Origin of the sequence: Haloglomus litoreum (assembly GCF_029338515.1) — an archaeon.
Classification (GTDB): domain Archaea; phylum Halobacteriota; class Halobacteria; order Halobacteriales; family Haloarculaceae; genus Haloglomus; species Haloglomus litoreum.
In genome coordinates this window covers 2,912,726-2,937,511 of sequence record NZ_CP119988.1, presented here as the reverse complement: position 1 = coordinate 2,937,511, position 24,786 = coordinate 2,912,726, and the positions used below count along the sequence as shown (strand labels likewise).

Sequence of the window (24,786 nt, the reverse complement as noted above, 5' to 3'; positions counted from 1 at the left end):
CTCAGGCGCTCGCGTCGGGCGCCCGCTGCTCGCCGGCCAGCTCCTCACGGAGCACCGACAGGAACGTCTCGGGGAACTCCCCGTGTGGGAGCAGGTCTGCCTCCTCCAGCACGACGAGCTTCACGTCCGCCGCCTCGGCCAGCTCGCGCCCCTGCGAGACGGGCGTGACCTCCGAGACGCCGCCCCAGCAGACCGTGACCGGGGTCCCGGCCTCGCGGATCTCCGAGAGCAGCGCCGCGAGGTCCGCATCGAGGTTGAGGTAGCCGCTCAGGAACGACGCCGGTGCGTAGCGGGCGCCCGGGACGTGGGTGGTGGCGTAGTCGTACGCGACCCACTCCTCGGGGACGGCCGCCGCGGAGGAGAACCCGTGGTCGCCGAGGAAGTAGCGGATGGACGCCTCGGAGCTGATGAGGTTGTGGACCGCCTCGCCCACCAGCGGCGCCCGGACGAGCGAGCGGATGGCGGGCGACCGGCCCGGGAAGGCCGATGCCGTCGGGCAGACGAGGAACAGCTGCCGGGCCGGCGCGGCCTTCTCGGCGACGGCGGCGGCCGTGTACGCACCGACGAGCGAGGAGGCCACCACCGCCGGCGGCTCGCGCTCGCCGTCCCTGTCGCCCCCGGTCGCCGCGTCACGGTCGGGGTCGACGAGCGTCCCGTCGGCCACGTCCCGCAGGAAGTCGGCGACGAAGGTGACGTACAGCGTCGCCGAGTACAGCAGCGGCGGGCGGTCGGAGTGGCCGAAGCCGGGCAGGTCCGGCGCGAGGACGTGGTACTCCTCGGCGAGGTCGTCGACGACGTAGCGGAACTCGTGGCTGGAGCCGGCGGCGTTGACGCCGTGCAGCAGGACGAGCGTCGGGTCGTCGGGGTCGCCGGCCTCCGTGTAGGCCACGTCGAAGCCACGCCAGCGGTACGTCGAGAGCGGCCGGCCGAGGGGCGGTTCCAGGTCGTCGGCATCGCCACGGAGGAGCGCGTTCCCCCCGGCGACCGCGCCGACGGCACCGGCGGCTCCCAGCAGGGCGTTCCGGAGTCTCATACCAGTACGAACGGCCGCCGGCAGGGTAAATCCTGTCGACCTGGGGCCGGTGGCCCCTCGGTCGCGGCGTCGACCGGTCGGGTCACACCGCCGACCCGTCCTCGCCGGCGCCGTCGTGCTCGCCGGCGCTGTCGTCCTCGCCGTTCGCCCGGAGCGTGGCGCCGAGGAACTCGAAGCGGGCGCCGCCGGAGTCGCTCTCGCCGAGCCGGATGGCCCAGCCGTGGGCGTCGGCCACCCGCCTGACGATGGCGAGGCCGAGCCCCGTCCCGTTCGCGTCGGTCGTGTGTCCGGCCTCGAACACCCGGTCGTGCTCGTCGGGCGGGATGCCGGGGCCGTCGTCCTCCACGTAGAACCCCTCGACGGACCCCTCGTCGGGGAGCGAGCCGACCGTCGGCTCGACCGGGTCGTCGACGGTGAGGGGGCCCGTCCGGACCGTCACGCCCGCTCTCGGGTGGTCCCCGTCGGCGGTCCCGCCGTGTTCGACACTGTCGTCGGCCGGTGGCCGACTGCCCGTGGAGTCGTGCTCCACGCTGTCGCCGGACTGCGTCCGGCTGCTCGTCGAACCATGTTCGACACTGTCGTCGGCCGGTGGCCGACTGCCCGTGGAGCCGTGCTCCACGCTGTCGCCGGACTCCGTCCGGCTGCTCGTCGAACCATGTTCGACACTGTTCCGGAACAGGTTCTCGAACAGGTGCCGGAGCCGGTTCGGGTCCGCCTCGACCGTGAAGGGCGTGTCAACGACGAGCTCGGCGTCGGCGGTGGCGGCGACCTCCCACCACTCCGGGGCCTCCTCGGCCATCGGAACCGGCTCGGTCGCATCCACCTCGCCGCCGCCGCGCACCAGCGTCAGCGAGTCGTCGATCATCTCGTCCATCCGCTCGATGGCCTGCAGGATGCGCTCCAGCGCCGCCTCCTCGTCGATGCCCTCGTCGTCGCCGAGGGCGTAGTCGACCCAGCCCTCGGCCACCGTCAGCGGGCTCCGGATGTCGTGGCTCACGACGCCCGCGAACTCCTCCATCCGCCGGCTCTGGCGCCGGAGCGACGCCTCCCGCTCCTTGCGCTCGGTGATGTCCTGGACGATGGCCAGCACGCGGTCGTGACCGCCGATGACGGTCCGCCGGAGGCTCACCTCGACCGGGACGGGCTCCCCGTCGGCCCGCTCGTCGAGCCACTCGAACCGCTGTGGTCCCTCGGTCGCCGCCCGCCGGATGTTCCGCTCGGCCTGGTCCTGCGTGTAGGGCTCCTCGCCGGCGCTGAACTCGCCGACGGTCATGGTCAGTAGCTCCGAGCGATCGTAGCCCAGCAGCTCCGACATCCACGGGTTGATGTCGATTATCTCGCCCGTCTCGGGATGGTGGACGACGATACCGACCGTCGCCTCCTCGAACACCTGCTGGTAGTCGACACCCGGGGACTGATGGTCCGCAGCCACCGCGAGCCGGTCGGCGGCCACGGCCGCGGTCCGCTCCGGGTCCCGCCGGACGAGATAGTCGTTGGCACCCGCGCGCCGGGACGCGGCGGCGACATCGGCCGCCCCGTCCGGGACCAGGAGGACGAACGGGATGCCGGGACTCGCCTCCCGGGCGCGGTGCATCAGCGTCATCGCGTCGGTCGCGCCGAGGTCGCGCTGGGCCAGTACGCAGTCGAACGCCCCCGCCCGGAGCCGCGAGAGGGCCGTCTCCGCGTCCGCGACGTGTTCGACCGAGAGTTCTTCGTGGGTCCGGAGGGCATCACCGAGCGATGCCGCGTACGACCCGTCGCTGTCGGCGTAGAGCACCTCCACCGGCTCCGAGCCGTCGTCCATCGGGCGGCTGTTGGCCGGCACCACACGTAACTCCTCGGTGTAGTGGCTCGGCGGGGTCAATATCGGACCGGTGACAGGTGGGTCGTGCGAGGGTGGCGAGCCGGACGGGAACCTCCTCGACAGTCGCGTACGGGGTATCGATCTCTGGAACTCTGCGATGAAACGGGATATCCCTCAGATATGGCCGTCATCCGGTGTGAAATCGATTCTTTCGCCGGCATCCGCTCACCGGTTCGACGGCCGGGGGAGCCGCCGGCTACTCGTCGTCCGGGTCGTCCAGGCAGTCCCGGAGCGGCTGGACGACCTCGTCGGCGACCGTGTACGGGTCGCTCTCGCGGCCCATCACCTCCTCGACGAAGCTCTCGATGCCCCCCTGGGCCTCGAGTTCGCGCTCCAGCAGGGCGCGGGTGTCCTCGCGGAGGAGGCGGCGGATCTCCTCCGCGTAGCGCTTGCGGGCCTTGACCTCCAGCTGCCCGGACCGTTCGAGGAAGGACCGGTGGTCCGCGAGCGTCCCGAGGAAGTTCTCGACGCCCTCGCCCGTGTTGGCGACGGTCTGGACGACCGGCGGGACCCACGCCTCGCCCTCGTCGGTGTCGACGGGGCCGCCCTGGTCGGTCGGCGAGCCCGGGGTCCCGGCGGAGCCGGGGCCGGTGACCTCGGCGGTCGGGTCGGGCTCGGACTCCGCCGTGCCGCCCTCGTCGGGGCCGTGGTGGCCGCTCGCGTCCGTGCCGGCGCCGTGGTAGCCGCCGGTGCCCGCGGCGGGCGAGGCGTCGCGCATCATGATCATCTCCTTCAGTTCGGAGACGGTCCGGTCGGCGCCGTCGAGGTCGGCCTTGTTGACGACGAACACGTCGCCGATCTCGAGGATGCCGGCCTTCAGCATCTGTACGTCGTCGCCCGACGACGGCGGAACGAGGACCGCCACCGTGTCGGCGGTGCGCACGATGTCGATCTCGTTCTGTCCGGCGCCGACCGTCTCGACGATGATGCGGTCCTTGCCGAAGGCGTCCAGCGCCTTCACGGCGTCCGTCGTCGCCGTGGAGACGCCACCGAGCTGGCCGCGGGCGGACATCGACCGGAAGAACACGTCCATGTCCCCGACGTTGGAGGCCATCCGGATGCGGTCGCCCAGGACGGCGCCGCCGGTGAACGGCGAGGACGGGTCGATGGCGATGACGCCGACCGTGAGCCCGCGCTCGCGGTACTCGGCGGCCATCTTGTCGACCAGGGTCGACTTCCCCGCGCCCGGGGACCCGGTGACGCCGACCACCTCGGCGTCGCCGGTGTGCTGGTGCAGCTCTCGGACGAGGTCCCGGTAGCCGGGCGAGCGGTTCTCGATCTTCGTGATGACCCGCGCGAGGGCGCGGTGCTGGCCGTCGAGCAGGTCGTCGATCAGTTCCTCTCCCATGGACTACCGCTCGCGCGCGTTCTCGCGGACGAAGTCGATGGTCTCCTGCATGGAGGCGCCGGGACCGAAGATCTCGGCGACGCCGGCCTCTCTGAGCCCCGGGCGGTCGTCCTCGGGGATGATGCCGCCGACGATGATGAGGGTGTCCTCGAAGGCGCCGTACTCCTTGAGCCCCTCGACGATCTTCGGGACGAGCGTGTTGTGCGCGCCCGAGAGGATGGAGATGCCCAGCACGTCGACGTCCTCCTGGACGGCGGCCTGTACGATCTCGTCGGGTGCCTTGTGCAGGCCGGAGTAGATGACTTCGAAGCCGGCGTCGCGGAACGCCCGCGCGATGACGTGTGCGCCGCGGTCGTGGCCGTCGAGGCCGACTTTCGCTACCAGACACCGGATGGTCCGCTGCTCGGGTTCCTGCTCCGTGCTCATACCCCCCCTGCGTGCGGGTGGCGTTTGACTCTAACGGAGGTTCAGGCGCTCCTCGTGCCTGTTTGTCCTGATTCAAGCGAGGTTGTTGTCGGGGTCGTCGATTACGCCTCGTCCCCGCCGGTCCCTGTTTCGCGGGGTCGTCCCGGGACGCCCACGGGAGGGTCGTCCCGGAACGCTCACGGGGCGCCTACGCCGGGCGGAGCGCGTACGCGTGGCCGGGCGGGCCGTCGGCGCCCTCGGGTGCGCGCTCGGCGACGTAGATGCCACGGCCGGTCACGAGCGGCGTACTCGTCACCCAGCCGTCGAGTTCCAGTGACCACACCTCAGTCCCGTCGCTGGTGTCGAGGGCGTAGACCGAGCGGTCCTTCGACCCGCAGACGACGCGGGTCCCGGTCGTCACCGGGCAGCCGACGACCCGCCCGCCCGTGCCGAACCGCCACAGCTCGGTTCCCTCGTCGGCGTCGAGCGCGTAGAGGTTGCCATCGTGACTGCCGACGTAGCAGACCCCCCGCCCGACGTCGATGGCGGGACCGCTCATCACGAGCCCGTTCGTCCCGAACGCCCAGTCCTCGGTCCCGTCCGCCAGGTCGACGCGGTAGACGTTCCGGTCCCACGACCCGAAGAAGGCTCCCCCGTCGTAGGTGGCGACGGGGCCCTTGATGGCGTCGCCCGTCTCGAAGCGCCACTGGAACTCCAGTTCCGGGTAGCTCCAGGCGTAGAGGTAGCCGTCGTTCGACCCGACGACGAGCCGCCCCGCGTCGCGGTCGATGGCGATGGTGGAGTGGGGGTGGTCGGTCACCCGGCGGTCACCCCAGCGCCCGCCACCGGTGGCCGCGTCCACCCCGAACACGCCCCCGCTGGGGGTGTAGTACTCGACGGCGATGTAGACGTCGCCGTCGTGGTAGGCCGGCGAGGAGCCGATGGCGTCGCCGAGCTTCCGGCGCCAGACCCGTTCGCCGCTCCCGAGGTCGAACGCGTACAGCCCACCGTCGTAGCCGCCGATGTAGACCAGCCCCCCGGCGACGGCGGGCGTCCCGTGGATGCCACGGCTCGCGGGCTGGATGGCCGAGGCCCACAGCAACTCGCCGTCGGGTGTGAAGGCTCGCACCGTCCCGTCGTCGCCCGGGACGACGAGGCGGTCGCCCGCGTCCTCGTCGCCGGTCGCCGCCCGCACGGCGTCGGCAGGGGCGTGGACGAAGCTGGCCTTCGCCGCGGTGTGGTCGCCCGTGTTGACGGGGTGGGACCACGCCACCTCGACGTCGTCGGGGACGGTCCCGTCCGTCTGGTAGCCGTGCCGCTCGAGGCCGCCACGGAACTGTGCGGTCGCGGCCGTCTCGAAGTCGGAGCTGGCGGGGTCGGCGAGCGTCGTACAGCCGGCGAGGCCGGCGGCTGCGGCCGCGCCGGCCCCGAGTCGGAGGAAGCCGCGGCGGGAGGGCGCGACCCGTCGGTCGGTCATACCCGCACGCACTCCGGGGACCCACTTCTGCCTTCGCCTCCGTCACCGGGTCGCGATGCCCCCTACACTACCGGGGTCGGGCCGTCACCCCCGGATGGGGTCGGCCCCGGACGCGTCGAGCCTGAGACGGAACTGGAGGTGGATGGCCTGCGCGAGGACGTACAGCGCCACGGCGGCGACGAAGGCGCTCGTCGCCACCTCGGCGACCGTGATGGGCACGCCGCTGGCGGCGTATGGGCTCCGCCCGGCCAGCCGGATGTAGGTCTCGACCGCGCGCATCCCGCCGTGCCCAAGCAGGACGAACCCCAGCGTGAGGAGGATGGCGAGGCCACCGGTGCCGAGCCCGAGCAGGGAGGCGACCTCCTCAAGCGACAACAGCGTGTGCGCCCGCTCCTCGGTCATCCGGCCCTCGAGTCGGAGCCGTGCGGCCCCGAGCGTCGCCAGCCCCAGTCCACAGACGAAGACGACGGTCCCACCGATGAGCCCGAGGACGATGATCTTCGGCGAGGCCATCGGGACCGGCCCCACCGTCTCGCGCACACCGACCGGGAACGCGGCCATGAGCGGCAGTACCCCGGCGAGGGCGAACAGCAGCCCGCTCCCCGCCCGGATCTTCTGCGGGATGGGCTGCTGGAAGAACCCGTGACGGCGGAACCGCAGCCGCTCGTACGCCGATCCGTGCAACAGGGCATCCGTCACGCGGTCGGTCGGCTCGTCGTCATCCCCCTTCCGGCTCACGTCACGCTCACCCTGTTGCTCCGGTTCATCAGTGACCGGATTACGTGCAGAGGTGCTTATACTCGTCGGCAGTGACACAGGTTGTCAGGAAACGGGGTCGTGTGGCGACTGCCGGGGTTCGGGTCCGTTCCTCCGGTCGCTGCTCACCTCGGTCGCTGCACGGACGCGGCGGGACCGAGCGAACGCGCAGCGTTCGCGAACTACGCCGTGGCTGCAAGTGAAACACGCGGTGACGAACGAGCGGACACGGCGGGATTCGAACCCGCGATCGAGGGGTTAGGAACCCCTCGCCCTGTCCACTAGGCCACGTGTCCTGCCCGGGCGTGAGCGGGGCGGCGAGAAAAGGGTGTCCGTCAGTTCCTCTCGGTGTCGGTCTCGGTGTCGGTGGTCGTGTCGGACTCGGCCTCGCCGATGACGGTCTCGCTGTCGGTCTCCTCGGACGGCGGCGGCGCCTCGTCGAGACCCTCCTCGCGCTTCTTGCCCTCGCGCATCTCCTGGAGCTCCTGTTCGACCTCCTCGCGACCCTTCTGGAACTCGCCCATCGCCTCCCCCGTCGAGCGCGCGAGCTTCGGCAGCTTCTGCGCGCCGAACAGCAGCACGATGATGAGCAGGATGACGATGAGCTCCGGCCCACCCGGCAGCCCGCCGAACAGCGGTACGAATGTATCGAGCATCTATAGCCGGTTTTGCGCTCATCGAATTATAGGCCTTTCCCTCGGGTTCACTCCGTCCCGGCCTCGGCGGTGGGCCGCGAGCGGTCGCTCCCCCTCGTGCCGCCCGTTCGCTTTTGTCCTCGGCTCCCATCGCCCCGGCCATGGACAGCGACTCACCCGACGGAACCATCGACGCGGAGGATCTTCGGGAGGCAGATCGGGGCAACGGGGGCCGGGAGTACAACCCGGCGGCCGACCACAGCTTCCCGGACGAGCGGGTCAACCGCGTCCTCGAGGTCGTCGAGGACGACGAGGAGATCGCCGCCTATCTGGAGGCACAGAACGTCAACCCCGTCGCGCGCAAGGGGTACAACGACCACGGTACGAAGCACATCGACATCGTGCGGAACCGCGCGCTCTGCCTCTACGACCTGTTGAAGGCCGGCGGGGTCGCGTTCAACGGGGCGACCGGCCAGGGGCTCGACGAGGCCGACGAGGCCGTCGTCATCGCGCTCGCCGCGACGTTGCACGACATCGGCCACGTCGTCCACCGCGACGAGCATCCCTACTACTCCATCCCGCTCGCGGCGGACCTGCTCGACCGGCTCCTGCCCGAACTCGGCTACGAGATTCCGGAGGCCGTCCGTCTCAAGGGCGAGGTGCTCCACGCCATCCTCTGTCACCACACCGAGGAGGACCCGCTCACCCTCGAGGCCGGCGTCGTCCGGGTGGCGGACGCGCTGGACATGGAGCGGGGCCGCTCGCGGATTCCCTACGAGAAGGGTGGCCGCGGCATCGATACCATCTCCAGCCAGGCGATCAAGCGCGTTTCGCTCCACGACGGCGACGACCGGCCCGTCCTCGTCGAGATCGAGATGACCGACGCCGCCGGCGTCTACCAGGTCGACGAACTGCTCAAGTCGAAGCTGGAGGACTCGGGCCTGGAGGGGGACATCCGCATCGTCGCCGTCCACACGGACGCCGGCGGCGACGGGGACGGCGAGGGCACGCTCATCGAACGGATCGAGCTCTGAGGGTCGTCGAGCCTCCGGAAATCGGCGTTACTCCTGGACGAAGCCGGATCCCCGCAGGTCCACCCCGCCATCGTCGGCGATGCGGGCCTCGCAGTCGAACACCGCCCGGACCGTGTTGACCGTCTGCTGGTCGTGCATCCCGGGATCCATCGCGAACACGCCGAACAGCCCACCCGACCGGATCCGGGAGGTGAAGACGTGCAGGAACCGGAACGCGGTCCGTACGTCGGTGTACATCAGCAGTGTCGAGATGGAGGCGAGGCCGACACGCACGCGGTCGCCCGCGCCGGCGTCGTCGAACCGGTCGACGAGCTTGGCGAACTCCAGGCTCATCCCCGTCAGGTCGCCCGGCGAGCCCAGCCGCCGCACCGGCGCCCCGTCGACCTCCTCGGGGCCCTCGCGTCCCGTGCAGTCGATGAACCCCATACGCCCGGGGTCGAACGCGTCGCGCTGCCGGAACGCCCGGACGACCTCGGAGGCGCCCCGGTCCGTGGAGATGAGGACCGCCGTCTCTCCGCCGTCGGCGGCCTCAGAGAGCACGTCGTAGAGCCGCTCCTGGATGTCCATCGACGACCCCGAGACGAGGAGGCTCGTCCCCTCGTCGAACGCCACCGTTCCGTCGGCGAGCGCGGTCGTCTCGTAGCTCATCGGCCACCACCCTCCGGGGCACTGGAGTCATCCTCCGCCCCGTCGCCGTCCTCCTCGGCGAACGGGTCCCCGACGTCCCCGTCCGGTGGCTCGATGTCGTCGTCGGCACTCGCCTCGATGTCACGCACCATCGCGACGAACTCCCCGCCCTCCAGATCCGGCATCGCCTCGTCGATCTCGGCCTGCAGCTCCTTGATGCGACGCTCCAGCTCGTCGTACTCCTCGGAGGCCGCGATCTCCTGGGCCGACTTCGCGGACTGCAGCGCCGACCGCTTCGACACCAGCGCGTACAGCTCCTGCTCCAGCCCCTCGTAGTTCGACCGATCGAGCAGCCGCTCGACGGTCTCCAGCAGCAGCTCCTTCTCGACGGGCTTCGTGAGGTAGTCGTCGAAGCCCATCGTGATGATGTCGAAGTCGGGCTCGACGGCGGTGACCATCGCCACCCTGCATCCCGGCGCCCGCTCGCGGATCTCGGCCAGCACCTCGTCCCCCGACATCCCGGGCATCAGGCGGTCCAGCAGCGCCACGTCGACGTCGTCGTCGACCTGTTCGAGCGCCTCGGAGCCGTTCTGGGCCGTCCGTACCTCGTAGTCCGCCTCCAGCCACCGGGCGTAGATCTCGATGAGCGGGGGCTCGTCTTCCACCACCAGTACCGTCGGTTGCTCTGAGCCCATCTGTCTCTCTGTCCCTTCCGCGGGATGGTGTATAGTAATTCCGCTGGGCGAGCGTGTAGAAAGCAGCGTCCCCAGGGTTATCTACCGTCGTCCTCCGGGGCGTGGAGCTGGGTGGTGTAGGTCGTCCGGTACCCGTCGCTGTACGTGACGGTCACGCTCACCTCCAGCATATCGCTCGGCGTCTCGCTGTCGCCGAACTCGTTCCCCATGTCCGCCTCGATGGACTCGTCGAACGTGAGCGTCACCTCGTTCCCGTTGCTGGTCGCCGGAATCGGCGTGAGATCCGGCGCGTTGACCGCGGGCCCGTTCTCGACGGGAGCCGTTCCGAACGTCCCACTCACGGAGGTCCCGCTACTCGGGTCGACCGCGATATCGGTGAGCGCGTTCGGCCCGTCGATGGTGTCGGTGGCGTTGGTCTTGCCGACGTTCACGTCGGCATCGGTCACGACCTGTGCGAGTGCCGCGAGGGTATCGCTCGTCGTCGTGACCAGGTCGGCGGATTCGACCACCTTCTTCTGCTCGTGGACGGTGACGTAGTTCGTTTTCACCGTCTCCACGCTCCGCTCCGGGCCGAAGTTCTGGAGCGTCAGCCGTACCTGGTCGTCCGCGACGATGGTCGCGTCGCTCAGTCGGACCGGCGAGGTGGAGCCGGATGTCGGGAAGTTCGAGCTGAGGATGCAGGCCGGCGACTGGAAGCAGGTCACCCCGCTCCCGGGCGTGAACGCGTTCGGCCCGCTGTCGATGTAGTACGCCTTCACACCCGAGGGCTTGTCCACCGTGAGTTCGCCGTCGGTGGGGATCTCGACGCCCGATTCGTCAGGCGGCGTCTGAACCGTGTTCGAACCGGTGTCGTAGTCCGCGATGGAGATGGTCCCGGTGCTGACAGGGTTGTTGAACCGGTCCCGGAACTCCAGCGTGACCTCGCTCACCGAGTTGGCCAGGGCGTTGTCCGCCGTGACGTACGCCGGCGCCACCTCGTCGGACTGGGCCTGGAACGCCACCTTCGACATCTGCATCTCGTAGGTGGTGTCGGACTGGAAGGTCAGGGTCAGCTCGGCCGGGCTGGTGCTGTCGTCGTACGAGCAGTCGATGATGTACCGGCCGTCGGTGTCGCTCGCCGGGTTGCTACTGTCGATTGTCTCGAGGTCACTACACGCCGAGAGGTCACCTCCCGGGAGCGCGTTCGTGTCGATCTGGTCCCGGAGGACCTCGCTCACCCAGACCGACTCGTCGATGCTGGTCGGCAGGACGAGTTCCCCGGGCTGGCTCCCGGCCGGCACGTCGATGGTCTGCCCGGGTGCGCTCACCGGGTAGGTGGTGATCGAGGCCGGGCGGACCTGTGACTCCTGGAGCCCCCCGTCGAGGTAGGTCAGGCTGATGCGTCGGCCGTTGACGAGGTTCCCCTCGGCCTGCACGGTCGTCTCGTCGCCGAAGTCGCTGACCAGCGTCCCGTGCTCGTACCGGATGGTCGGCGACTCCTGGTACCGGTTGTAGTCGGCCTCGTAGGAGACGAGGTTGGTCGAGAACTCGCGGTCGAAGATGAACTTGTACCCCACGTTGTCGTCGGTCGGCGCGACCGGGATCGCGTCGCCGTCGGCGTCGATGTCGTACCCGAACTGGTTCACCTCCACGTTGTCGCTGGGGGAGTCGCTCGTCCGCAACGTCCCCTGCACGGCCGGTGGGTTGTACAGCACCAGCCGCGGCGGATACGTCATCCCCGTCTCGACGACGGTCGACTCGGTGCCGCCGAACGCCGAGGTCCGGGTGATGGCGGCCTGCAGGTTCGCCATGTCGCCCTGCACGTCGTCGCTGTGTTTCACCTCGACCTCGTTGTTCGCGTCGGGCACCGCCTGCGTCTGGACGATGGCCAGCAGCGAGACGAGCAGGCCGAACACGAGGATGGAGCCGATGACCTCGCTCACACCGCGGTCGTCGAGCCAGCCCGCAACCGGGCCGTCCGGACCGCTCGCCCGTTCGTCGCCCCGTTCCGCTCGCCATTCGGTTCGTGTGTCTGCCATGGTTCAGATGAAGATGAAGACCGCGAGCGCGATCGCCACGAGGACGATGCTGTACTTCAGCCCCGCGAGGATGTCGTTCTCGGCGAGTTTGCCGGCGAGCAGCCCGCTTCCGGCGCCCTGGATGAGCGCCGAGTGGAAGAAGATGGTCCGGTACTGGTCGACCGGGACCGTCGAGACGGTCAGCAGGTCGCTGTTGCCGCCCGCGTCGGTCGCCATCTGGCCGATGGGCTGGAGGTACGAGGTGTCCAGCAGCACGATGACCGCCAGGTAGACCAGGAAGCCGATGGCGACGATGGCGGTGTACGCGGACATCTCCTGGCGCCGGTTCTGCTCGATCTGGTAGCGGTTGCGCGTGTCCTCGGCGGCGATGGAGATGATCTCCGAGAGGTCCGAGGACGACCGCGACCCCTTCGCGATGAGCTTCATCGTCCGGGTCACCTGCGGGACGCGCAGGCGGTCGGCGAACGACAGCAGGGCGCCCTCGACGTCGTGGTTCCACGTGATGTCGTTGCGGACCTTCCGGAGTTCGTCGGCCAGCGTCCCCTCGGACCAGCGCGAGACGAGGTCCAGCGCGTCGACGAGCCGGATGCCCATCTGGTTGGCCGACGAGAGGATGTTCAGCGTGTCCGGGAAGCGACTGGAGATGCGCTGCTCCCGACGGCGCTCGGCCTCGTAGAACAGCGTCAGCGGGACCGTCGTCACGAGGAACGGGACGACGCCGTAGCCGACGGTGTGCTTGATCGGCGTGCGGCCCATCCCGGCGAGACTCGTCTGGAGCTGCCCCGTGGCCACCAGTGCCCCGACCGTCACCAGCGCGGCCGGGACGGAGATGGCGAGCGACAGCAGCGGGTCGCGCTTGCGGATCTCCGAGATGGGGTTCGTCACGAGTTCGAGCAGCTCGTCCCGGCGCTTGCGCTTCTCGTACTCCTCGAAGTGCGGGTCCGACTCGGCCGCGTCGCTCGGGTCGACCGCCTCCTCCTGGCTCAGGTCGACGTCGTGCTCGTGCTGGGCGTACGGCTTCGACAGCAGGTCGATGAGGACGATGAACACCAGCATCCCGGCCGGGAGGAACAGGTAGACCAGCGCCTTCGTCTGGTTCAGCGAGTCACCGCCCAGCAGGCTGATGACCATCAGCGTCACGATGAGGAAGAGCGGCGCCGCGACGAACATCACGACGAAGATCTCCGAGAGGATCGACAGCGTCTCCAGGAAGTTCTCCTGCTCCTGCTTGGCCTCGGTCATGTAGGTCTCGGACTCGTCGGAGAGGAAGGTGCTGAAGTCGCTGCCCGAGTCGAGCACGGAGAGCGTGTCGTCGAAGAACTGTTCGAGGTTGTCGCTGGGCGTGAGGTTCCGGGCGTCCCGGATTGCGGTGAACAGGTCGTTCCCGAACAGCTCCACGTCGCGGACGATCATGTCGCACTCGCGGGCGACCTCGCCGTAGACGTCCTCGGCCTGCGCGACCTCCTTGATGACCTCGAAGGTGTTCATCCCGCCGTGGCTGAGTGCGTACATGTAGACGATGGCGTGCGGGAGCAACACGTCGATGTTGCGCCGGCGCTGGTTGACCACCGTCCGGGGGTAGTAGTAGCGCGCCGCGGCGGTGCCACCGCCGAAGACGGCGAGCCCGAGCAGGCCGAACACGAAGCCGGCCAGCGGGGCCAGCACCGGCTCCAGGACCCCGCCGACGGCCGGCAGGTCCGTGACCGGGGCGAAGGCGCCCATCGCCATCAGCTGGACCGAGAGCGCCACTCCCAGGACGAGCCCGACGACCGCCGCGCCGATGGCGTAGCGGGCCGTCGCGGCCAGGTAGACGTCGTAGGTGAGGCCGAAGCGGGCCTGGTTGAGCCAGCGCTGGAGCTTCCGGAAGCGGTCCGGCTGCTCGCGGAAGTACGTCCGGAAGTAGCCGTGCTGTTCGCGGAGCTTCGCGCGCTCCTCCTCGCTCAGTTCCGACCGCTCCGGGAAGTACTGCTCCAGCTCGTACTCCGGGACGATCGGCTGGTCGTCGATGCCTGGCGAACTCATCGGTAGAGCTCTTCGGCCTCCTCCTCGACGTTCAGGTCGTCCGGCGAGAGGGTCCCCTGCTGGACCTGTTGCATCAGTTCCTCGCGGTCGTTCCCGAAGGCGTGGATGGCCGCCGTGACCTGCTGGTAGTCGTCGATGCCCTCGTCGACGAGGTACTGGAGGAACTCCTCGCGATCGTTGAGCGCCTCGGCCAGCTCGCGGGCGCCCCAGCCACGGTCGTCGGCGATGTCCTGCAGCACCGCGGACTTGTTGACCTTCCGGTGGGTGTCCGTGTCCGCGTCGCGCTGGAACACGTCGATCGCCCGGACCGACTCGCCGGCGTCGTCGCCGGAGCGGATCTCGGTGACGCCGTCGTTCCGTCGCACCCGGTCGCCGTCCTTGAAGGTCTGCTTCTGGATGCTGACGATGTCGAGTTCCAGCACCATCTGGACCGGCACCGCGAGCGGGTCGTTCTCGAGGCGGTTGAGGACGCCCTCGACGGACTCGGCGTGGATGGTCGTGTAGGCGGTGTGGCCCGTGCCGATGGCCTGGAAGAAGGTGAACGCCACGTCCTGCTCGGTCCGGATCTCACCGACGAGCAGGTACTCCGGGCGCTGGCGGAGCGCGGCCTGGAGGAGCTGGTACATCGTCACCTCACCGCGGCCCTCCGAGGTGATGGAGTCGCGGGTCAGCGACTGGATCCAGTTGTCGTGCGGGAGCGTGATCTCGCGGGTGTCCTCGATGGAGACCACCTTCGAGTCCTCCGGGATGAACATCGACACCGCGTTCATCGAGGTGGTCTTCCCCGAGCCGGTCCCGCCGGAGAAGATGAGCGAGCGGTTGTTCTCGATGGCGAGCCAGAAGTACGCCATCTGCTCGACGCTGAAGGTGCCCGACTCGATGAGGTCGACCGGCGTCAGCGGCACGTTCGCGAACTTCCGGATGGTGAAGTTCGACCCGCGGGTCGAGACGTCCGACCCGAAGGTCAACTGCACGCGCGAGCCGTCCGGTAGCGTGCCGTCCATCAGCGGTTCGCTCACGCTGATCTGCTCGCCAGCTCGCTGGGCCAGCCGCAGCGCGAACGAGGAGAGCTCGTTCCCGTCGAACGTGATGTTCGAGCGGAGGTCCCGGTGCTCCGTGTGGTAGACGTACACCGGGATGCCGATGCCGTCACACGAGATGTCCTCGATGGCGGGGTCCCGCATGATGGGGTCGATCGGACCCAGATGGACGAAGTCCCGCAGCAGGTAGTACTTCAGCTTCAGGAGCGTCCCGTCCGAGACCGTCGCGGCCGCGTGGTCGGTGATGATCTCCTTGGCCTTCCGCTCGAAGACGGCCTCGCGGTCCTGCTCGTCGTCGAGGTCCTGGTACATCAGGGAGTTCCGGAGGATCTTCTCCAGGTCCTCCTTGACGTAGTCCTCGAACTCCGTCAGTTCGGGCTCGTGGATGTGGTATCGGAGTTTCTCCTCGCCGTGGCGCTGGAGGATGGAGACGTACGCGTAGGGTCTGTTCACCCAGACGCGCTCGATCTCCTCGTGGTCGTCGAGGTAGGAGAAGTCGAAGAACCTGTTCTTGATGAACTCCGTTTCCGGCGGCTGGGCGAACGACTCGTCGAGATCCGCCTCCTGGAACCACTCCTGGACCTCCTGGAGGATCTCACCCTTGATGGGGTGGTCGGCCACGATGCGCTGGCTCGTGCCGGCGCGACCGGCCCCCGGAGCCGTCCCCCCTGCTCCGTCGGCGTCCTCGTCACTGTCGAACTGGAAGCCGCCGTCCTCCGGCCCAGTCTCACTACGCTCCTCGGTCGGTGTCGGCTCGTTCGGGTCTGTTTCGCTGCTCACGGTCACACACTCACGCTGTTCACCGCCCCCTCCCGGACGCCACACCTGTCCGGGCGTTCAGGTCGGTTCTGCCTGTCCATCCGCCTTGACGTACATCAGGGTTGTACCGGTGGTGCCCGGGGGTTTATCCTATGCCCGGGACCCTCCGCTCGCCGTCGACGGATGTGGTACGGTACACTTGAGCGAACGTCCGGGTCCGCATTGTTAAAGGCACCGCTCAGTGCGCTCCTGTGGCTGCTGCGAGGGTCAACCCAGTCGCGAACCGAGTTCGTGGTCCGCCGCCCAGCGGGTCGATGGGTGGTCGCTGTCGAAGAGAACGCAGTACGAGCGATGTCTCCACTCCGCGACGGAGCGAGTGCATGAACGGGATGCGCCGGCCGGGATTTGAACCCGGGCCATCAGCTTGGAAGGCTGAGGTCCTACCACTAGACCACCGGCGCGCTCACTTCGTTCGAGCCCCGCAGTTCCTGCCGTCGACAGTCACTACCGGTGCGCTCGCACCGCTCGCGCACCGAGGCTCGCGCGCTCCGCGCGCTCACCACCGGCGCTCGCATCACCGTCTGGTCGTGGGGCGCACAAGTGCGTACCGGTCCAAATCGCGGGATACATTCGTGATCAATAGCGGAGATTTCTGGACGGATCAAGTCATTATATCTGTACATGGTTGGTAGAGTAATTAGTTGCCGCATATAGGTTATAAATTTTGCATAATGGTGGAATGACTCTCGATTGGCTCGAACAGTCCGCCGTCCACGAAGCCATTCATCCTGCCGACCGCCACGCGAACGCACGAGCGGAGCCGTTGGCCTGGCCCTGCTGTTCTTCCTCATCGGCATCATGCTCTGAGTGTACTCGGGCGCGAAGGAGAACAGCCCACAGAGCGCGGGCCTGTGGGCGCTGGTCGCCTTCTTCGGGGGCATCCTCGCGCTGCTGCTGTACATCCTGCTCGAGCGTAAAGGCCACAGCGGGAATCGGGAGGGTGGCAGCCACCACCGGGCGTGGAGTCAGGACGACGATGACGGTGACGACACACCGCCGAGCGGCCGGAACTCGCTGAGCGGGAACGACGGGTTCTGAGGGTCAGTCGGGTCCGACGACGGCGTAGCAGTTCCCGCTCGACCGGAACGACTCGACGACGGTGAGGTCGCTCGCCGCGAGGTCACGGTCGAACTCCGCCGGCGCGTAGATGTGGTAGAACCGGGGAACCGTCTCCCCTCCGGGGAGCGTCCAGTCGACGGTCGTGTCGAACCCCTCCTCGGCATCGGCCGGCGCGTCGAAGCGGTCGTGGGCGGTACTCCACGCACTCACGAGCGCCCGGGCGCCCGGGGCGAGGATGCGGGCGAGTTCCGAGAGCGACGTGACCCGTGTCTCCCGGTCCGGCAGGTGGTGCAGCGTCGCGACGTAGACGGCGAGGTCCACCGAGCCGGCCACGAGCGGGAGCCGGGCGGCGTCGGCCACGACCGGTCGGTAGCGGTCCGCGTACCCACGCTCGGTCGCGCGCGCTCGGCCAGCACGGAGGAGCTGGGCGCTTGCGTCGACGGCGAGGACCCGCTCCGTGCGGGCCGCGAGCGGCTCGACGTGCCGCCCGTTCCCCGCACCGAGGTCGAGTCCCGTCGTCCCCGTGCGCCCGTCGAGGAAGTCGACCACCTCGGGCCACGGGTGCGCGCGGGTCTCGGCGAAGTGGCCGGCGATGCGGTCGTACGTCTCGCGGACCGTCCGGCGGTCCCGGGCGGCGTCGACGGCGGCGGAGTCGGCGTCCGGGGCCGGATCGTCCCCCGGCACGTCAGAACGGGAGCAGCGGGGCGATCATCGCCGCCGTCCCGCTGCCGACGTCCGGCTGGGGCAGGAAGACGAACGCCAGGTAGGTGATGGTCAGCATGATGGTGGCGTGCTTGACTCCGTCCTTGATGGAGCCGCCACCCATCTGCCCGCCGACCAGCCCGGAGAGGGTGGCCTGGATGAGGCCCGCGTGGAAGAAGGTGAGGCGGTACTGGTCGACCTTCTCCGAGTTGATCTGGAGGAACGACGGGGCGGCCTGGACGGCACTGCCCCCGCCGGTGAGCGCGTCCTGCGTCGGCAGGTTCGGGATGAGGACGCGGTCGATGGCCCCGATGACGACCAGGAAGACCAGGAAGGAGACGTAGATGACGATGATGTAGGTGAACATCTCCTGCTTGCGCTTGCGCTTGAGGCGCTGGTCGGCGCGGGCCTGCTCGGAGGCGATGCGGAGGACGGGGCCGATCTCGTTCGAGGCCCGCATCGAGTTCGTCAGCAGGGTCACCGTCCGCGTGACCGAGGGGGTCTGGACCCGGCGCTCGAAGCGGTCCAGCGCTTGCTCGACGGTGGCGCCCCACTTGATGTCGCGCCAGATGCGGTCGACCTCCGCGTTCAGCTCGCCGAGGTCGCTCCGGCGCACCCGGTCGAAGGAGGAGACGACCGCGACGCCGGCCTCGTTGAGGCTGGCGAGCCGTTCGAGCATGTCCGGGATGGCGCTCTCGAGGCGCTGGAGGCGGGCCTGCGACACCTCGTAGACGACCGCGAACGTCGCCATCACGAACAGGGCGGCCTGGATGAGGGCGTCGTCGAACGCGCGGGCGTCGAACGTGCCGCTGGCCAGCGCGGCCGGCAGCTGTGCCAGGACGAACCCCAGCGCGATGGGGACGGTCACGAAGAGGATGAGCTCCGGCTGGTCGAACAGCGAGTCGATGGGGCTGGTGAGTCCCTCCCGAATCCGTCTGACGCGCTTGTACGCCCGGAGCCGGTCCCGGTTGGCCTTCGTCCGGGGGCTCTCGGCCCAGCCGTACTCCACCTCCCCACCGTCGGCCAGGCCCGACGAGGTCCGGCCGACGGACTCGCCACCATCCGGCGCGGTCTCGGGGCTGCCCTCACCGGCCTCTCGCGGCAGCCGCTGGTTCAGGGTGTTCAGCTCGTCGCGCTCGATATCGCTGTCGTCGCGGCTCGCCCGAAGGGGCTGGGTGATCTCCGAGAGGTAGGCGATGAACAGGACGTTCGTCGCCGGCAGGACGACGTAGGTGATGAGCTGGACGAGGACCAGCGTGTCACCGCTCGTGAGCCCGATGACGAGCAGGATGGTGATGAGGAACAGCATCCCCGCGACGACCGACGTGACGTACACCTCCGCCGTGGTGGCGAGGAGTTCGAGGATCTCCTCCTGCTGTTCCTCGGCCTGCTCGCGGTATCGCTCGTACTCGTCGGCGAGGAACTCCGAGAGGTTCCGCCCTGACTGGAGCACGCTCGTCAGGTTCTCCATGAACTTCTGGAACTGCTGGGACGGCGTGCGCCGCGAGAGGTCACGGACGGCGTTGACGAGGTCCTGCCCGAACAGGTCGATGTTGCGGACGCCGACGGCCATCTCGTCGGCGCCGGCGCCGAAGACCCCCCGGTTGTTCGACAGCGACCGCATCACGTCCGGGAACGCCATCCCGCCGCGGGACTGGGCGTAGATGAACGCGACCATCCGGGGGAGCGAGGCGTCGATCTGGCGCTCGCGCGTGGTCGCCCGCACCGAGGGGATGGCCCACCGGATAGCGTAGACGATGGTCGCCGCGATGGTGCCGAGCAGGATGCTGGTCCCGACGAGCAGCGCGAACAGTTTCGCGTTGAACGCCAGCAGGAACTCCGGCAGCGAGGAGGTCACGTCGCTGATGATCGGGCTGGGTGCGGTCAGCGTCCGGAGTTCGAGCAGATCGACGATGAATCCGCCGAGGTACACCCCGAGGACGGCCCCACTGAACGCCGCAACCGCCGTGTAGAGGTACGTCTGCGTGACGTACACCCGGTAGGGCGTCCCGATGCCCGCCGAGCGAAGGGTCCGCTCGCGCTGCTCGTCGTGCGGGATGTTCCGGCCGCCGAAGGCGGTGAACGCCAGCCGTTTGGTGTCGCGTTCGAGCGTCCGGCTGAACGGCGCCAGCGCCAGTACCAGCAGCGTCACGACGACGACGATCAGCGGGATGTAGGTCGTGACCGCCATATCAGTCGTCCGCGCTCGCCTCGGCCCCGCTACCCGTGTCGAGTTCGGGGGCATCGATGCGGTCCATCACCCGGTCCGGGTCGGCGTAGTAGCGGTTCACCATCGTCGTGAACGCCTGGTAGTTCGTGACCTCCTCGTCCCAGAGGTACTTCAGGAAGCGGCGGCGACGACGCATCTCGCTGAGCAGGTCGCGCTGGGACCACCCCCGCTCCTCGCGGATCTCGTCCATCAGGTTGCGATTACCCTCTCGGAACGTGTCGTCCGTCGCATCCCAGTCGTACGCGCCCGCGTAGTCCAGCTCGCCGGTCCGCTGGTCGATGCCCTCGATCTCGGCGATGTCGGAGGCACGCCGCACCCGTTCGCCGCCGAACCGGGCCAGCGTCTGCACGACCAGCACGTCCAGCGACTGGACCATCGGGCGCGGCACGTTGATGGGCTCGTTCTCGAGGCGGTTGATCGCCGTCTGCACCGAGTCGGCGTGCATCGTCGACAGCGTCGTGTGGCCCGTGTTCATCGCCTGGAACAGCGTGATGGCCTCCTCGCCACGCACCTCGCCGACGATGATGTACTCCGGCCGGTGCCGGAGCGACGACCGCAGCAGGTCGTACATCGTGATGTTGGCGGCCTCGTCGAGCCGCTCGCGCGTGACGCTGGAGAGCCAGTTGTCGTGGTACAGCGCCAGCTCGCGGGTGTCCTCGATGGTGATGAGCTTCGAGCGCGGCGGGATGAACATCGAGATGGCGTTCAGCGATGTCGTCTTCCCGGCCGCCGTCCCGCCGGCGAAGATGACGTTCTTGTTGTGCTCGATGGCCATCCAGAGGTAGGCCATCTGGTCCAGGTTGTACGTCCCGAACCGGAGCAGGTCGATGGGCGTGAACGGCTCCTCGCTGTACTTCCGGATGGTGAACGCCGATCCCCGGGGCGTGACCTCCTGGCCGAGGGCGAGTTCCGCACGCGAGCCGTCCTCCAGCGTGGTCTCGACCACGGGATTGCCGACGGAGATGTGGCGGCCGGACTGCTGGGCCAGCTGGATGACGAACGAGTCGAGTTCCTCCTCGCCGAACGAGACGTTGGTCTCGACGTCCTGGTAGTCCTCGTGGTAGGCGTACAGCGGCAGACCGTAGCCGTCACAGGAGATGTCCTCGATGTTGGGGTCGTGCATCAGCGCGTCGATCTTCCCGTAGCCACGGAACCGGCGCCAGAGGTAGTAGAAGAGGCGGTAGAAGCCGGCCATGTCAACGTCGACGCCGTACTCCTCCAGCCGGTCCCGGAGCTCCTCCATCAGGACCCGCTCGGCGCCCTCGTCGTCCTCCGCGTCGGTCTCCGGGCCGTACAGCAGCGGGTTCCGGACGTCCTCGTAGAGGGCGTCCAGCAGCTCCGCCTCGAACCCGTCCAGGGTGGGCTCGACGACGTGGTAGAGGTACTGGTTCTCCTCAGCGTCGTAGTTGATCGAGGCGTAGGAGAACGGTGCGTTCAGCCAGTAGCGATCCACCTCCTCGTAGCCCTCGCGGCCGCCGAAGTCCACCAGCCGACCGTGTTCGGTCGGCGACCAGTGCTCGATATCGATGCGGGACCCGCGGAACATCTCCACCGTCCTGGAGAGCTGCTCCATGACGTTCTCCAGCGCCCCCTTCCGCTGGCCCCGCTGTGAGTCGTTCGTATCGGACATGATGACCGGGTGACCAGGTCGCCCCCGTTGGTTGTCGAGTCGTGGGGCCAGGCGCATATAAATCCATGCTGGTCACGCAGCCGCCCGCCCCCGACGTATCTCCCGCGTACCGCCGGTCGGCGTGGGGTTCTGGCTGAACGTGGGGTCAGCCCTCGACGCGCTCGACCCGGAGCAGGATGGCGCCGAAGACGAGGAGGAACAGCACCCCGACGGGGACCGCTCCGCCCGGGTACCGCTGGACCAGCAACGCCGTCGCCGCGCCGAGGACGACGCCACTCAGGAGCAACAGCCCCCCCAGCACGCGGACGGGGTCGACCGGAAGTCGGTCCTCGACGCGCTCCTCGCGGGCGTAGTAGGCCACGCTGAGGAGGAACGCGAGGAGGAACGGGACCGCCCCGGCGGCCCAGACGAGGTATGCCTGCTCGACGCCCCCGGACTCGCGAGCGATGGCGGTCGGGAGCAACTGGAACGGCGCCTCGCCGGGGAGCGAGGCCCCGAAGATGAACTGGAACAGGAACACCTGCCATCGGACGACGACCAGCGAGATGCCCCCCTGCGAGGCGAACGACATCGACCACGGCAACAGCGCGCTCGCCCACGTCGACAGCACGGCGAGCTCGCCCGCGTACTTCGTCCGGAGCGACACCATACCGGGCGGGCGCCGCCCGCCGCCGAAAACCTACCGATGGGGGGCGGGCCGCGCGGACTCGCGACCCTGGGGCGTCACGTTCTTGTCCGCCGACGTACAAGGTGCTGCCACTAGATGAGGCGCGATTACTTCACGCTGGACGTCCGCAACATGGACGCGGACGGGCCACCGACGGCCCACATCGAGTTCGATGGCCCCGCCGACCAGCTCGTCGATCGCCTCACCGGCGACGACGACGAGCCACTTCCGCCCGAGGAGCTCGATGTCGCCCTGCGACTCCAGACCCCGGCCGACGCCGAGGACGCGAGCGGCGTCGTCGCCGTGACCAACCGGGTGACCGGCGCGTACGTCCTCGAGCTCAACGTCGACGCCGACGACGTGTTCCGCTTCATCGACGCCGCCCGCGAGTTCGGACAGGAGACCGACCGGGAGTTCCGCTACCGCGTCCGCGTCACCGTCGACGGCGAGGAGCTGCTGGACCACGAGATGAACGTCTTCCTCGTCTACGATCCCGACGGGGAACTGCTGCGCGGCCGGTCGCTGATTCCGAGCGGCGTCGAACTCTAGCGAGCTTTTTTGACGACTCGGGTACCGCTCGCGGGCCGGCCTTCGGCCGGCACCACGGCGGGTGCCGGCTGGCGGCGTTGCCGCCCGCAGAACGCTTCGTGTTCTGATGGGCTGCGCGAGAACCTTCCTCTCGTGAGCGCCAGCGATACATTTCTCGGCTCCGCCCAGAAATCGCTCGTCGCAAAAAACGTTCAGACCAATGCCGCTGGGTCCCAGCGGTCGCCAGCGATGAGGGTGACAGCCCGAACGTCGTCGGAGCGTGCTCCGACGGAACTGAAACCGCGCTCGCTACGCCCACGCGGTGTGTCATGACGTTGCTGGAACCTCCGGTAGCTGATGCTATCGGCGTCACCGACTCATAGGACGAACTCAGCATGTAGACCGCGTTCGGATCTTCCGCCTACCGCGCCCAGGACAGCTCCAGATCATCCGTCTCATACGGCTCCGGTGTCGGGACGATGAGCCGTTTTCGACCGCTCCACCAGTCGTCTTCCAGGAACGGGTGACTGCTCCCGGAGCGATTGCCGTTCTCGGGTCCGACGACTGGCTCGCCCCGCTCGAAACGGATCTTCAGTGCCCCAGCCCCCTCCTCTGACCAGGTCAACACATGGTATGCGCCTTTAGCAGGTAAAGTAACGTCCAGCTGCGTGATATTGTGGTCGGTGTGGATACTTCGGTAGCTTTCGTCGAACCACGTCCCCACGTCCCGAGCGACGTCCTTGCTGATCGTTTCGGCACTGGCGGGGATGAACACCGGCTCCTCCCCGTCCGGACTCCAGATGAGCTCTATCCTATCGACGTTCAATGTGGGGATGCTGTTCCGCGACCCTATCCAATCGTCTATCGCCCTGTACAGATCGACCGAAGTATGGGTGGTGGGCGGATCGTCGGATACGACCCTCACCTGGTTGCCATGTTGGTCAGTCGAGAATTCGAGAAACCTCTTGTTCAGTACGTCGAACGGTATTAAGGTGAACTCGGCCCCCGGAACGTCGTATTCACTGGCCGGATCCAGTGTCCGGTCGGTGCCGCGAGACGGTGGCACCGTACTGGTGTCGGACCCCGCGGCAGTCCCAGCAGCGAGGGTGACGAACAGATCCGTCGGGTCCCCGAGTGAATCCAGCACCGTCTCTACCGCGCCGGTTCGCTCCAGCAGTACCGAGTACACCACCGCCCGGAGCGCCTCCTTCGGTTCCCGCTTGGCCCGCGCTCTGACCTGTTCGAGGAGTCTGGCGGCGGTGCCGACTTCGAGCGAGCGTCGCACACCCAGTAGTTCTGGCCCACTGCTGCGTGCCAGCGCCCGCTCGCTTCCCAGGTCGGTCCTGATGACGAGACAGCCCTCGCTCTCGGGGAGGTGTGGACGCGTCGCGTCTTCCTCCAACAGGACGAGCGCCGGCACGTCACGTGATAGGGCGACCGACGCCGTACTGCTGACCGCCTGCCGGCCTCTACTGGTCCTGTCCGCGGGAACCACGCCGACGAAACAGGTCGGCGTCTCGGTGAACTCCGTGAATCGCTCGCGGGCCTCCTGCTCACCGGATGCGAGATAGATGTCGAACCCCCAGTTCTGGATGAAATCTCGGACCGGGCGAGCGGGATCGCCTGCACCGGCGGTACACAGAACGGCGTCATACCGGGGAGTGCCGCCGACCGGCACGACCAGCGGCGTATCGGTGTGGCGGTGCTGGTACGCCATCTCGCCGGTTTCCGAGGGGATCCCCACTTCGAACTCGACGTGAAAGCCCTGCCGCCCAGCGAGTCCGAGCGGGGTGTCCACGTCTGTGGCCAGCAGCTGTTTCGAGGCATTCGATGGCACCGAGCGGTCACCACCGCTGGCAATCTCCCGATCGGGGTCCCAGGTCGGCCAGACGGAGACATTCGTGATGTGATGGAACGCCTGGTCGTCCCGGTTGACGTACTCCAGGACGATGCTCGCCGACGAATCTGGGCTGAGCTCTTTCGGTTCCTTGAGCCTCACGCCCCCCGAAATATCGCCCATGCATCCCCGAAACGGTCGGAACGAGTATGAACGTTAGCCTGCTCCAGCGCTATCCCCACAGTTGAGCTCTGCACTTCCGCGGGAACCGCCGTGAGCGATGGTACTGTCCGTCGGCCCCAGGCCCGTTCCACCCCTGTTGGCAGGGCCGCGGGTGCTGGTTCCGTCGCTGGCCCGACA

19 protein-coding genes, 2 tRNA genes and 1 pseudogene are annotated in these 24,786 nt (G+C 68.5%); 3 read left to right on the top strand and 19 right to left on the bottom strand.

The genetic code is table 11. From position 1 onward, the window contains the following. Window position 1: 1 nt before the first annotated feature. The 8 genes from P2T62_RS14650 to P2T62_RS14615 all read right to left on the bottom strand — a co-directional run bounded on the left by P2T62_RS14650 (window position 2) and on the right by P2T62_RS14615 (window position 7,539). The gene (locus P2T62_RS14650) at window positions 2-1,033 is read right to left on the bottom strand and encodes an alpha/beta fold hydrolase (protein ID WP_276257815.1); all 1,032 of its coding nucleotides are present in this window, start codon (window positions 1,031-1,033) and stop codon (window positions 2-4) included. A gap of 82 nt (window positions 1,034-1,115) precedes the next feature. Beyond that, window positions 1,116-2,837 carry a receiver/sensor box histidine kinase gene (locus P2T62_RS14645; RefSeq protein ID WP_276257814.1) on the bottom strand — a complete coding sequence of 574 codons (1,722 nt, stop codon included), beginning with the start codon at window positions 2,835-2,837 and terminating at the stop codon, window positions 1,116-1,118. 256 nt (window positions 2,838-3,093) lie between these two features. Next, on the bottom strand, window positions 3,094-4,245 hold the full coding sequence (gene meaB / locus P2T62_RS14640) for a methylmalonyl Co-A mutase-associated GTPase MeaB (protein ID WP_276257813.1): 1,152 nt from the start codon (window positions 4,243-4,245) through the stop codon (window positions 3,094-3,096). Between the two features lie 3 nt (window positions 4,246-4,248). Next, window positions 4,249-4,671 carry a cobalamin B12-binding domain-containing protein gene (locus tag P2T62_RS14635; protein ID WP_276257812.1) on the bottom strand — a complete coding sequence of 141 codons (423 nt, stop codon included), beginning with the start codon at window positions 4,669-4,671 and terminating at the stop codon, window positions 4,249-4,251. Between the two features lie 187 nt (window positions 4,672-4,858). Continuing rightward, the gene (locus P2T62_RS14630; protein WP_276257811.1) at window positions 4,859-6,127 is read right to left on the bottom strand and encodes an outer membrane protein assembly factor BamB family protein; all 1,269 of its coding nucleotides are present in this window, start codon (window positions 6,125-6,127) and stop codon (window positions 4,859-4,861) included. Window positions 6,128-6,211: 84 nt separating this feature from the next. Continuing rightward, window positions 6,212-6,865 (bottom strand): hypothetical protein, encoded by a 654-nt coding sequence (locus P2T62_RS14625; protein ID WP_276257810.1) that lies wholly within the window; start codon window positions 6,863-6,865, stop codon window positions 6,212-6,214. Between the two features lie 241 nt (window positions 6,866-7,106). Next, window positions 7,107-7,179: transfer RNA gene (locus P2T62_RS14620), tRNA-Arg, on the bottom strand. A 39-nt stretch (window positions 7,180-7,218) separates the two neighbouring features. Beyond that, window positions 7,219-7,539 (bottom strand): Sec-independent protein translocase subunit TatA/TatB, encoded by a 321-nt coding sequence (locus P2T62_RS14615; RefSeq protein WP_276257809.1) that lies wholly within the window; start codon window positions 7,537-7,539, stop codon window positions 7,219-7,221. A 140-nt stretch (window positions 7,540-7,679) separates the two neighbouring features. On the opposite strand from P2T62_RS14615, the gene P2T62_RS14610 reads away from it, so the two are divergent. After that, on the top strand, window positions 7,680-8,552 hold the full coding sequence (locus tag P2T62_RS14610) for an HD domain-containing protein (RefSeq protein WP_276257808.1): 873 nt from the start codon (window positions 7,680-7,682) through the stop codon (window positions 8,550-8,552). 27 nt (window positions 8,553-8,579) lie between these two features. Here the strand turns inward: P2T62_RS14610 and P2T62_RS14605 are convergent, their stop codons facing one another. The 6 genes and pseudogenes from P2T62_RS14605 to P2T62_RS14580 form a co-directional block, all read right to left on the bottom strand. Next, window positions 8,580-9,200 (bottom strand): DUF7504 family protein, encoded by a 621-nt coding sequence (locus P2T62_RS14605; RefSeq protein WP_276257807.1) that lies wholly within the window; start codon window positions 9,198-9,200, stop codon window positions 8,580-8,582. A 98-nt stretch (window positions 9,201-9,298) separates the two neighbouring features. After that, window positions 9,299-9,874 (bottom strand): annotated as a pseudogene (locus P2T62_RS14600) (response regulator); the annotation flags it as partial. Between the two features lie 77 nt (window positions 9,875-9,951). Then, window positions 9,952-11,892, bottom strand: a complete 1,941-nt coding sequence (locus tag P2T62_RS14595; RefSeq protein WP_276257805.1) for a hypothetical protein — start codon at window positions 11,890-11,892, stop codon at window positions 9,952-9,954. A 3-nt stretch (window positions 11,893-11,895) separates the two neighbouring features. Next, window positions 11,896-13,914, bottom strand: coding sequence for a type II secretion system F family protein (locus tag P2T62_RS14590; RefSeq protein WP_276257804.1), 2,019 nt, complete (start codon window positions 13,912-13,914; stop codon window positions 11,896-11,898). Beyond that, a complete protein-coding gene (locus P2T62_RS14585) occupies window positions 13,911-15,734 on the bottom strand; it encodes a type II/IV secretion system ATPase subunit (RefSeq protein ID WP_276257803.1) in 1,824 nt (607 codons plus the stop codon). Before P2T62_RS14585 ends, P2T62_RS14590 begins: the two co-directional genes overlap by 4 nt. Window positions 15,735-16,103: 369 nt before the next feature. Continuing rightward, window positions 16,104-16,174: transfer RNA gene (locus P2T62_RS14580), tRNA-Gly, on the bottom strand. A gap of 406 nt (window positions 16,175-16,580) precedes the next feature. Between P2T62_RS14580 and P2T62_RS14575 the strand changes: the two genes are divergently transcribed. Next, a complete protein-coding gene (locus P2T62_RS14575) occupies window positions 16,581-16,811 on the top strand; it encodes a hypothetical protein (protein ID WP_276257802.1) in 231 nt (76 codons plus the stop codon). Between the two features lie 3 nt (window positions 16,812-16,814). Here P2T62_RS14575 and P2T62_RS14570 read toward each other — a convergent pair whose 3' ends face one another. From P2T62_RS14570 to P2T62_RS14555, 4 genes are all read right to left on the bottom strand, one after another. Continuing rightward, on the bottom strand, window positions 16,815-17,516 hold the full coding sequence (locus P2T62_RS14570; RefSeq protein WP_276257801.1) for a class I SAM-dependent methyltransferase: 702 nt from the start codon (window positions 17,514-17,516) through the stop codon (window positions 16,815-16,817). A gap of 1 nt (window position 17,517) precedes the next feature. After that, window positions 17,518-19,725 carry a type II secretion system F family protein gene (locus tag P2T62_RS14565; protein ID WP_276257800.1) on the bottom strand — a complete coding sequence of 736 codons (2,208 nt, stop codon included), beginning with the start codon at window positions 19,723-19,725 and terminating at the stop codon, window positions 17,518-17,520. 1 nt (window position 19,726) lies between these two features. Continuing rightward, the gene (locus tag P2T62_RS14560) at window positions 19,727-21,394 is read right to left on the bottom strand and encodes a type II/IV secretion system ATPase subunit (protein WP_420028376.1); all 1,668 of its coding nucleotides are present in this window, start codon (window positions 21,392-21,394) and stop codon (window positions 19,727-19,729) included. A gap of 145 nt (window positions 21,395-21,539) precedes the next feature. Continuing rightward, window positions 21,540-22,043 (bottom strand): DUF7549 family protein, encoded by a 504-nt coding sequence (locus tag P2T62_RS14555; RefSeq protein WP_276257799.1) that lies wholly within the window; start codon window positions 22,041-22,043, stop codon window positions 21,540-21,542. 114 nt (window positions 22,044-22,157) lie between these two features. Between P2T62_RS14555 and P2T62_RS14550 the strand changes: the two genes are divergently transcribed. After that, window positions 22,158-22,610, top strand: a complete 453-nt coding sequence (locus P2T62_RS14550) for a DUF5793 family protein (RefSeq protein WP_276257798.1) — start codon at window positions 22,158-22,160, stop codon at window positions 22,608-22,610. Between the two features lie 400 nt (window positions 22,611-23,010). On the opposite strand, the gene P2T62_RS14545 is transcribed toward P2T62_RS14550, so the two are convergent. Beyond that, window positions 23,011-24,609 carry a hypothetical protein gene (locus P2T62_RS14545; protein WP_276257797.1) on the bottom strand — a complete coding sequence of 533 codons (1,599 nt, stop codon included), beginning with the start codon at window positions 24,607-24,609 and terminating at the stop codon, window positions 23,011-23,013. Window positions 24,610-24,786: the final 177 nt, after the last annotated feature.

Coding starts and splice junctions, on each gene's coding strand:
- P2T62_RS14545 (WP_276257797.1), bottom strand. CDS start 24,609: ATGGGCGATATTTCGGGGGGCGTGAGGCTCAAGGAACCGAAAGAGCTC.
- P2T62_RS14615 (WP_276257809.1), bottom strand. CDS start 7,539: ATGCTCGATACATTCGTACCGCTGTTCGGCGGGCTGCCGGGTGGGCCG.
- P2T62_RS14635 (WP_276257812.1), bottom strand. CDS start 4,671: ATGAGCACGGAGCAGGAACCCGAGCAGCGGACCATCCGGTGTCTGGTA.
- P2T62_RS14650 (WP_276257815.1), bottom strand. CDS start 1,033: ATGAGACTCCGGAACGCCCTGCTGGGAGCCGCCGGTGCCGTCGGCGCG.
- P2T62_RS14560 (WP_420028376.1), bottom strand. CDS start 21,394: ATGTCCGATACGAACGACTCACAGCGGGGCCAGCGGAAGGGGGCGCTG.
- P2T62_RS14645 (WP_276257814.1), bottom strand. CDS start 2,837: ATGGACGACGGCTCGGAGCCGGTGGAGGTGCTCTACGCCGACAGCGAC.
- meaB (WP_276257813.1), bottom strand. CDS start 4,245: ATGGGAGAGGAACTGATCGACGACCTGCTCGACGGCCAGCACCGCGCC.
- P2T62_RS14555 (WP_276257799.1), bottom strand. CDS start 22,043: ATGGTGTCGCTCCGGACGAAGTACGCGGGCGAGCTCGCCGTGCTGTCG.
- P2T62_RS14610 (WP_276257808.1), top strand. CDS start 7,680: ATGGACAGCGACTCACCCGACGGAACCATCGACGCGGAGGATCTTCGG.
- P2T62_RS14630 (WP_276257811.1), bottom strand. CDS start 6,127: ATGACCGACCGACGGGTCGCGCCCTCCCGCCGCGGCTTCCTCCGACTC.
- P2T62_RS14565 (WP_276257800.1), bottom strand. CDS start 19,725: ATGGCGGTCACGACCTACATCCCGCTGATCGTCGTCGTCGTGACGCTG.
- P2T62_RS14605 (WP_276257807.1), bottom strand. CDS start 9,200: ATGAGCTACGAGACGACCGCGCTCGCCGACGGAACGGTGGCGTTCGAC.
- P2T62_RS14590 (WP_276257804.1), bottom strand. CDS start 13,914: ATGAGTTCGCCAGGCATCGACGACCAGCCGATCGTCCCGGAGTACGAG.
- P2T62_RS14595 (WP_276257805.1), bottom strand. CDS start 11,892: ATGGCAGACACACGAACCGAATGGCGAGCGGAACGGGGCGACGAACGG.
- P2T62_RS14550 (WP_276257798.1), top strand. CDS start 22,158: ATGAGGCGCGATTACTTCACGCTGGACGTCCGCAACATGGACGCGGAC.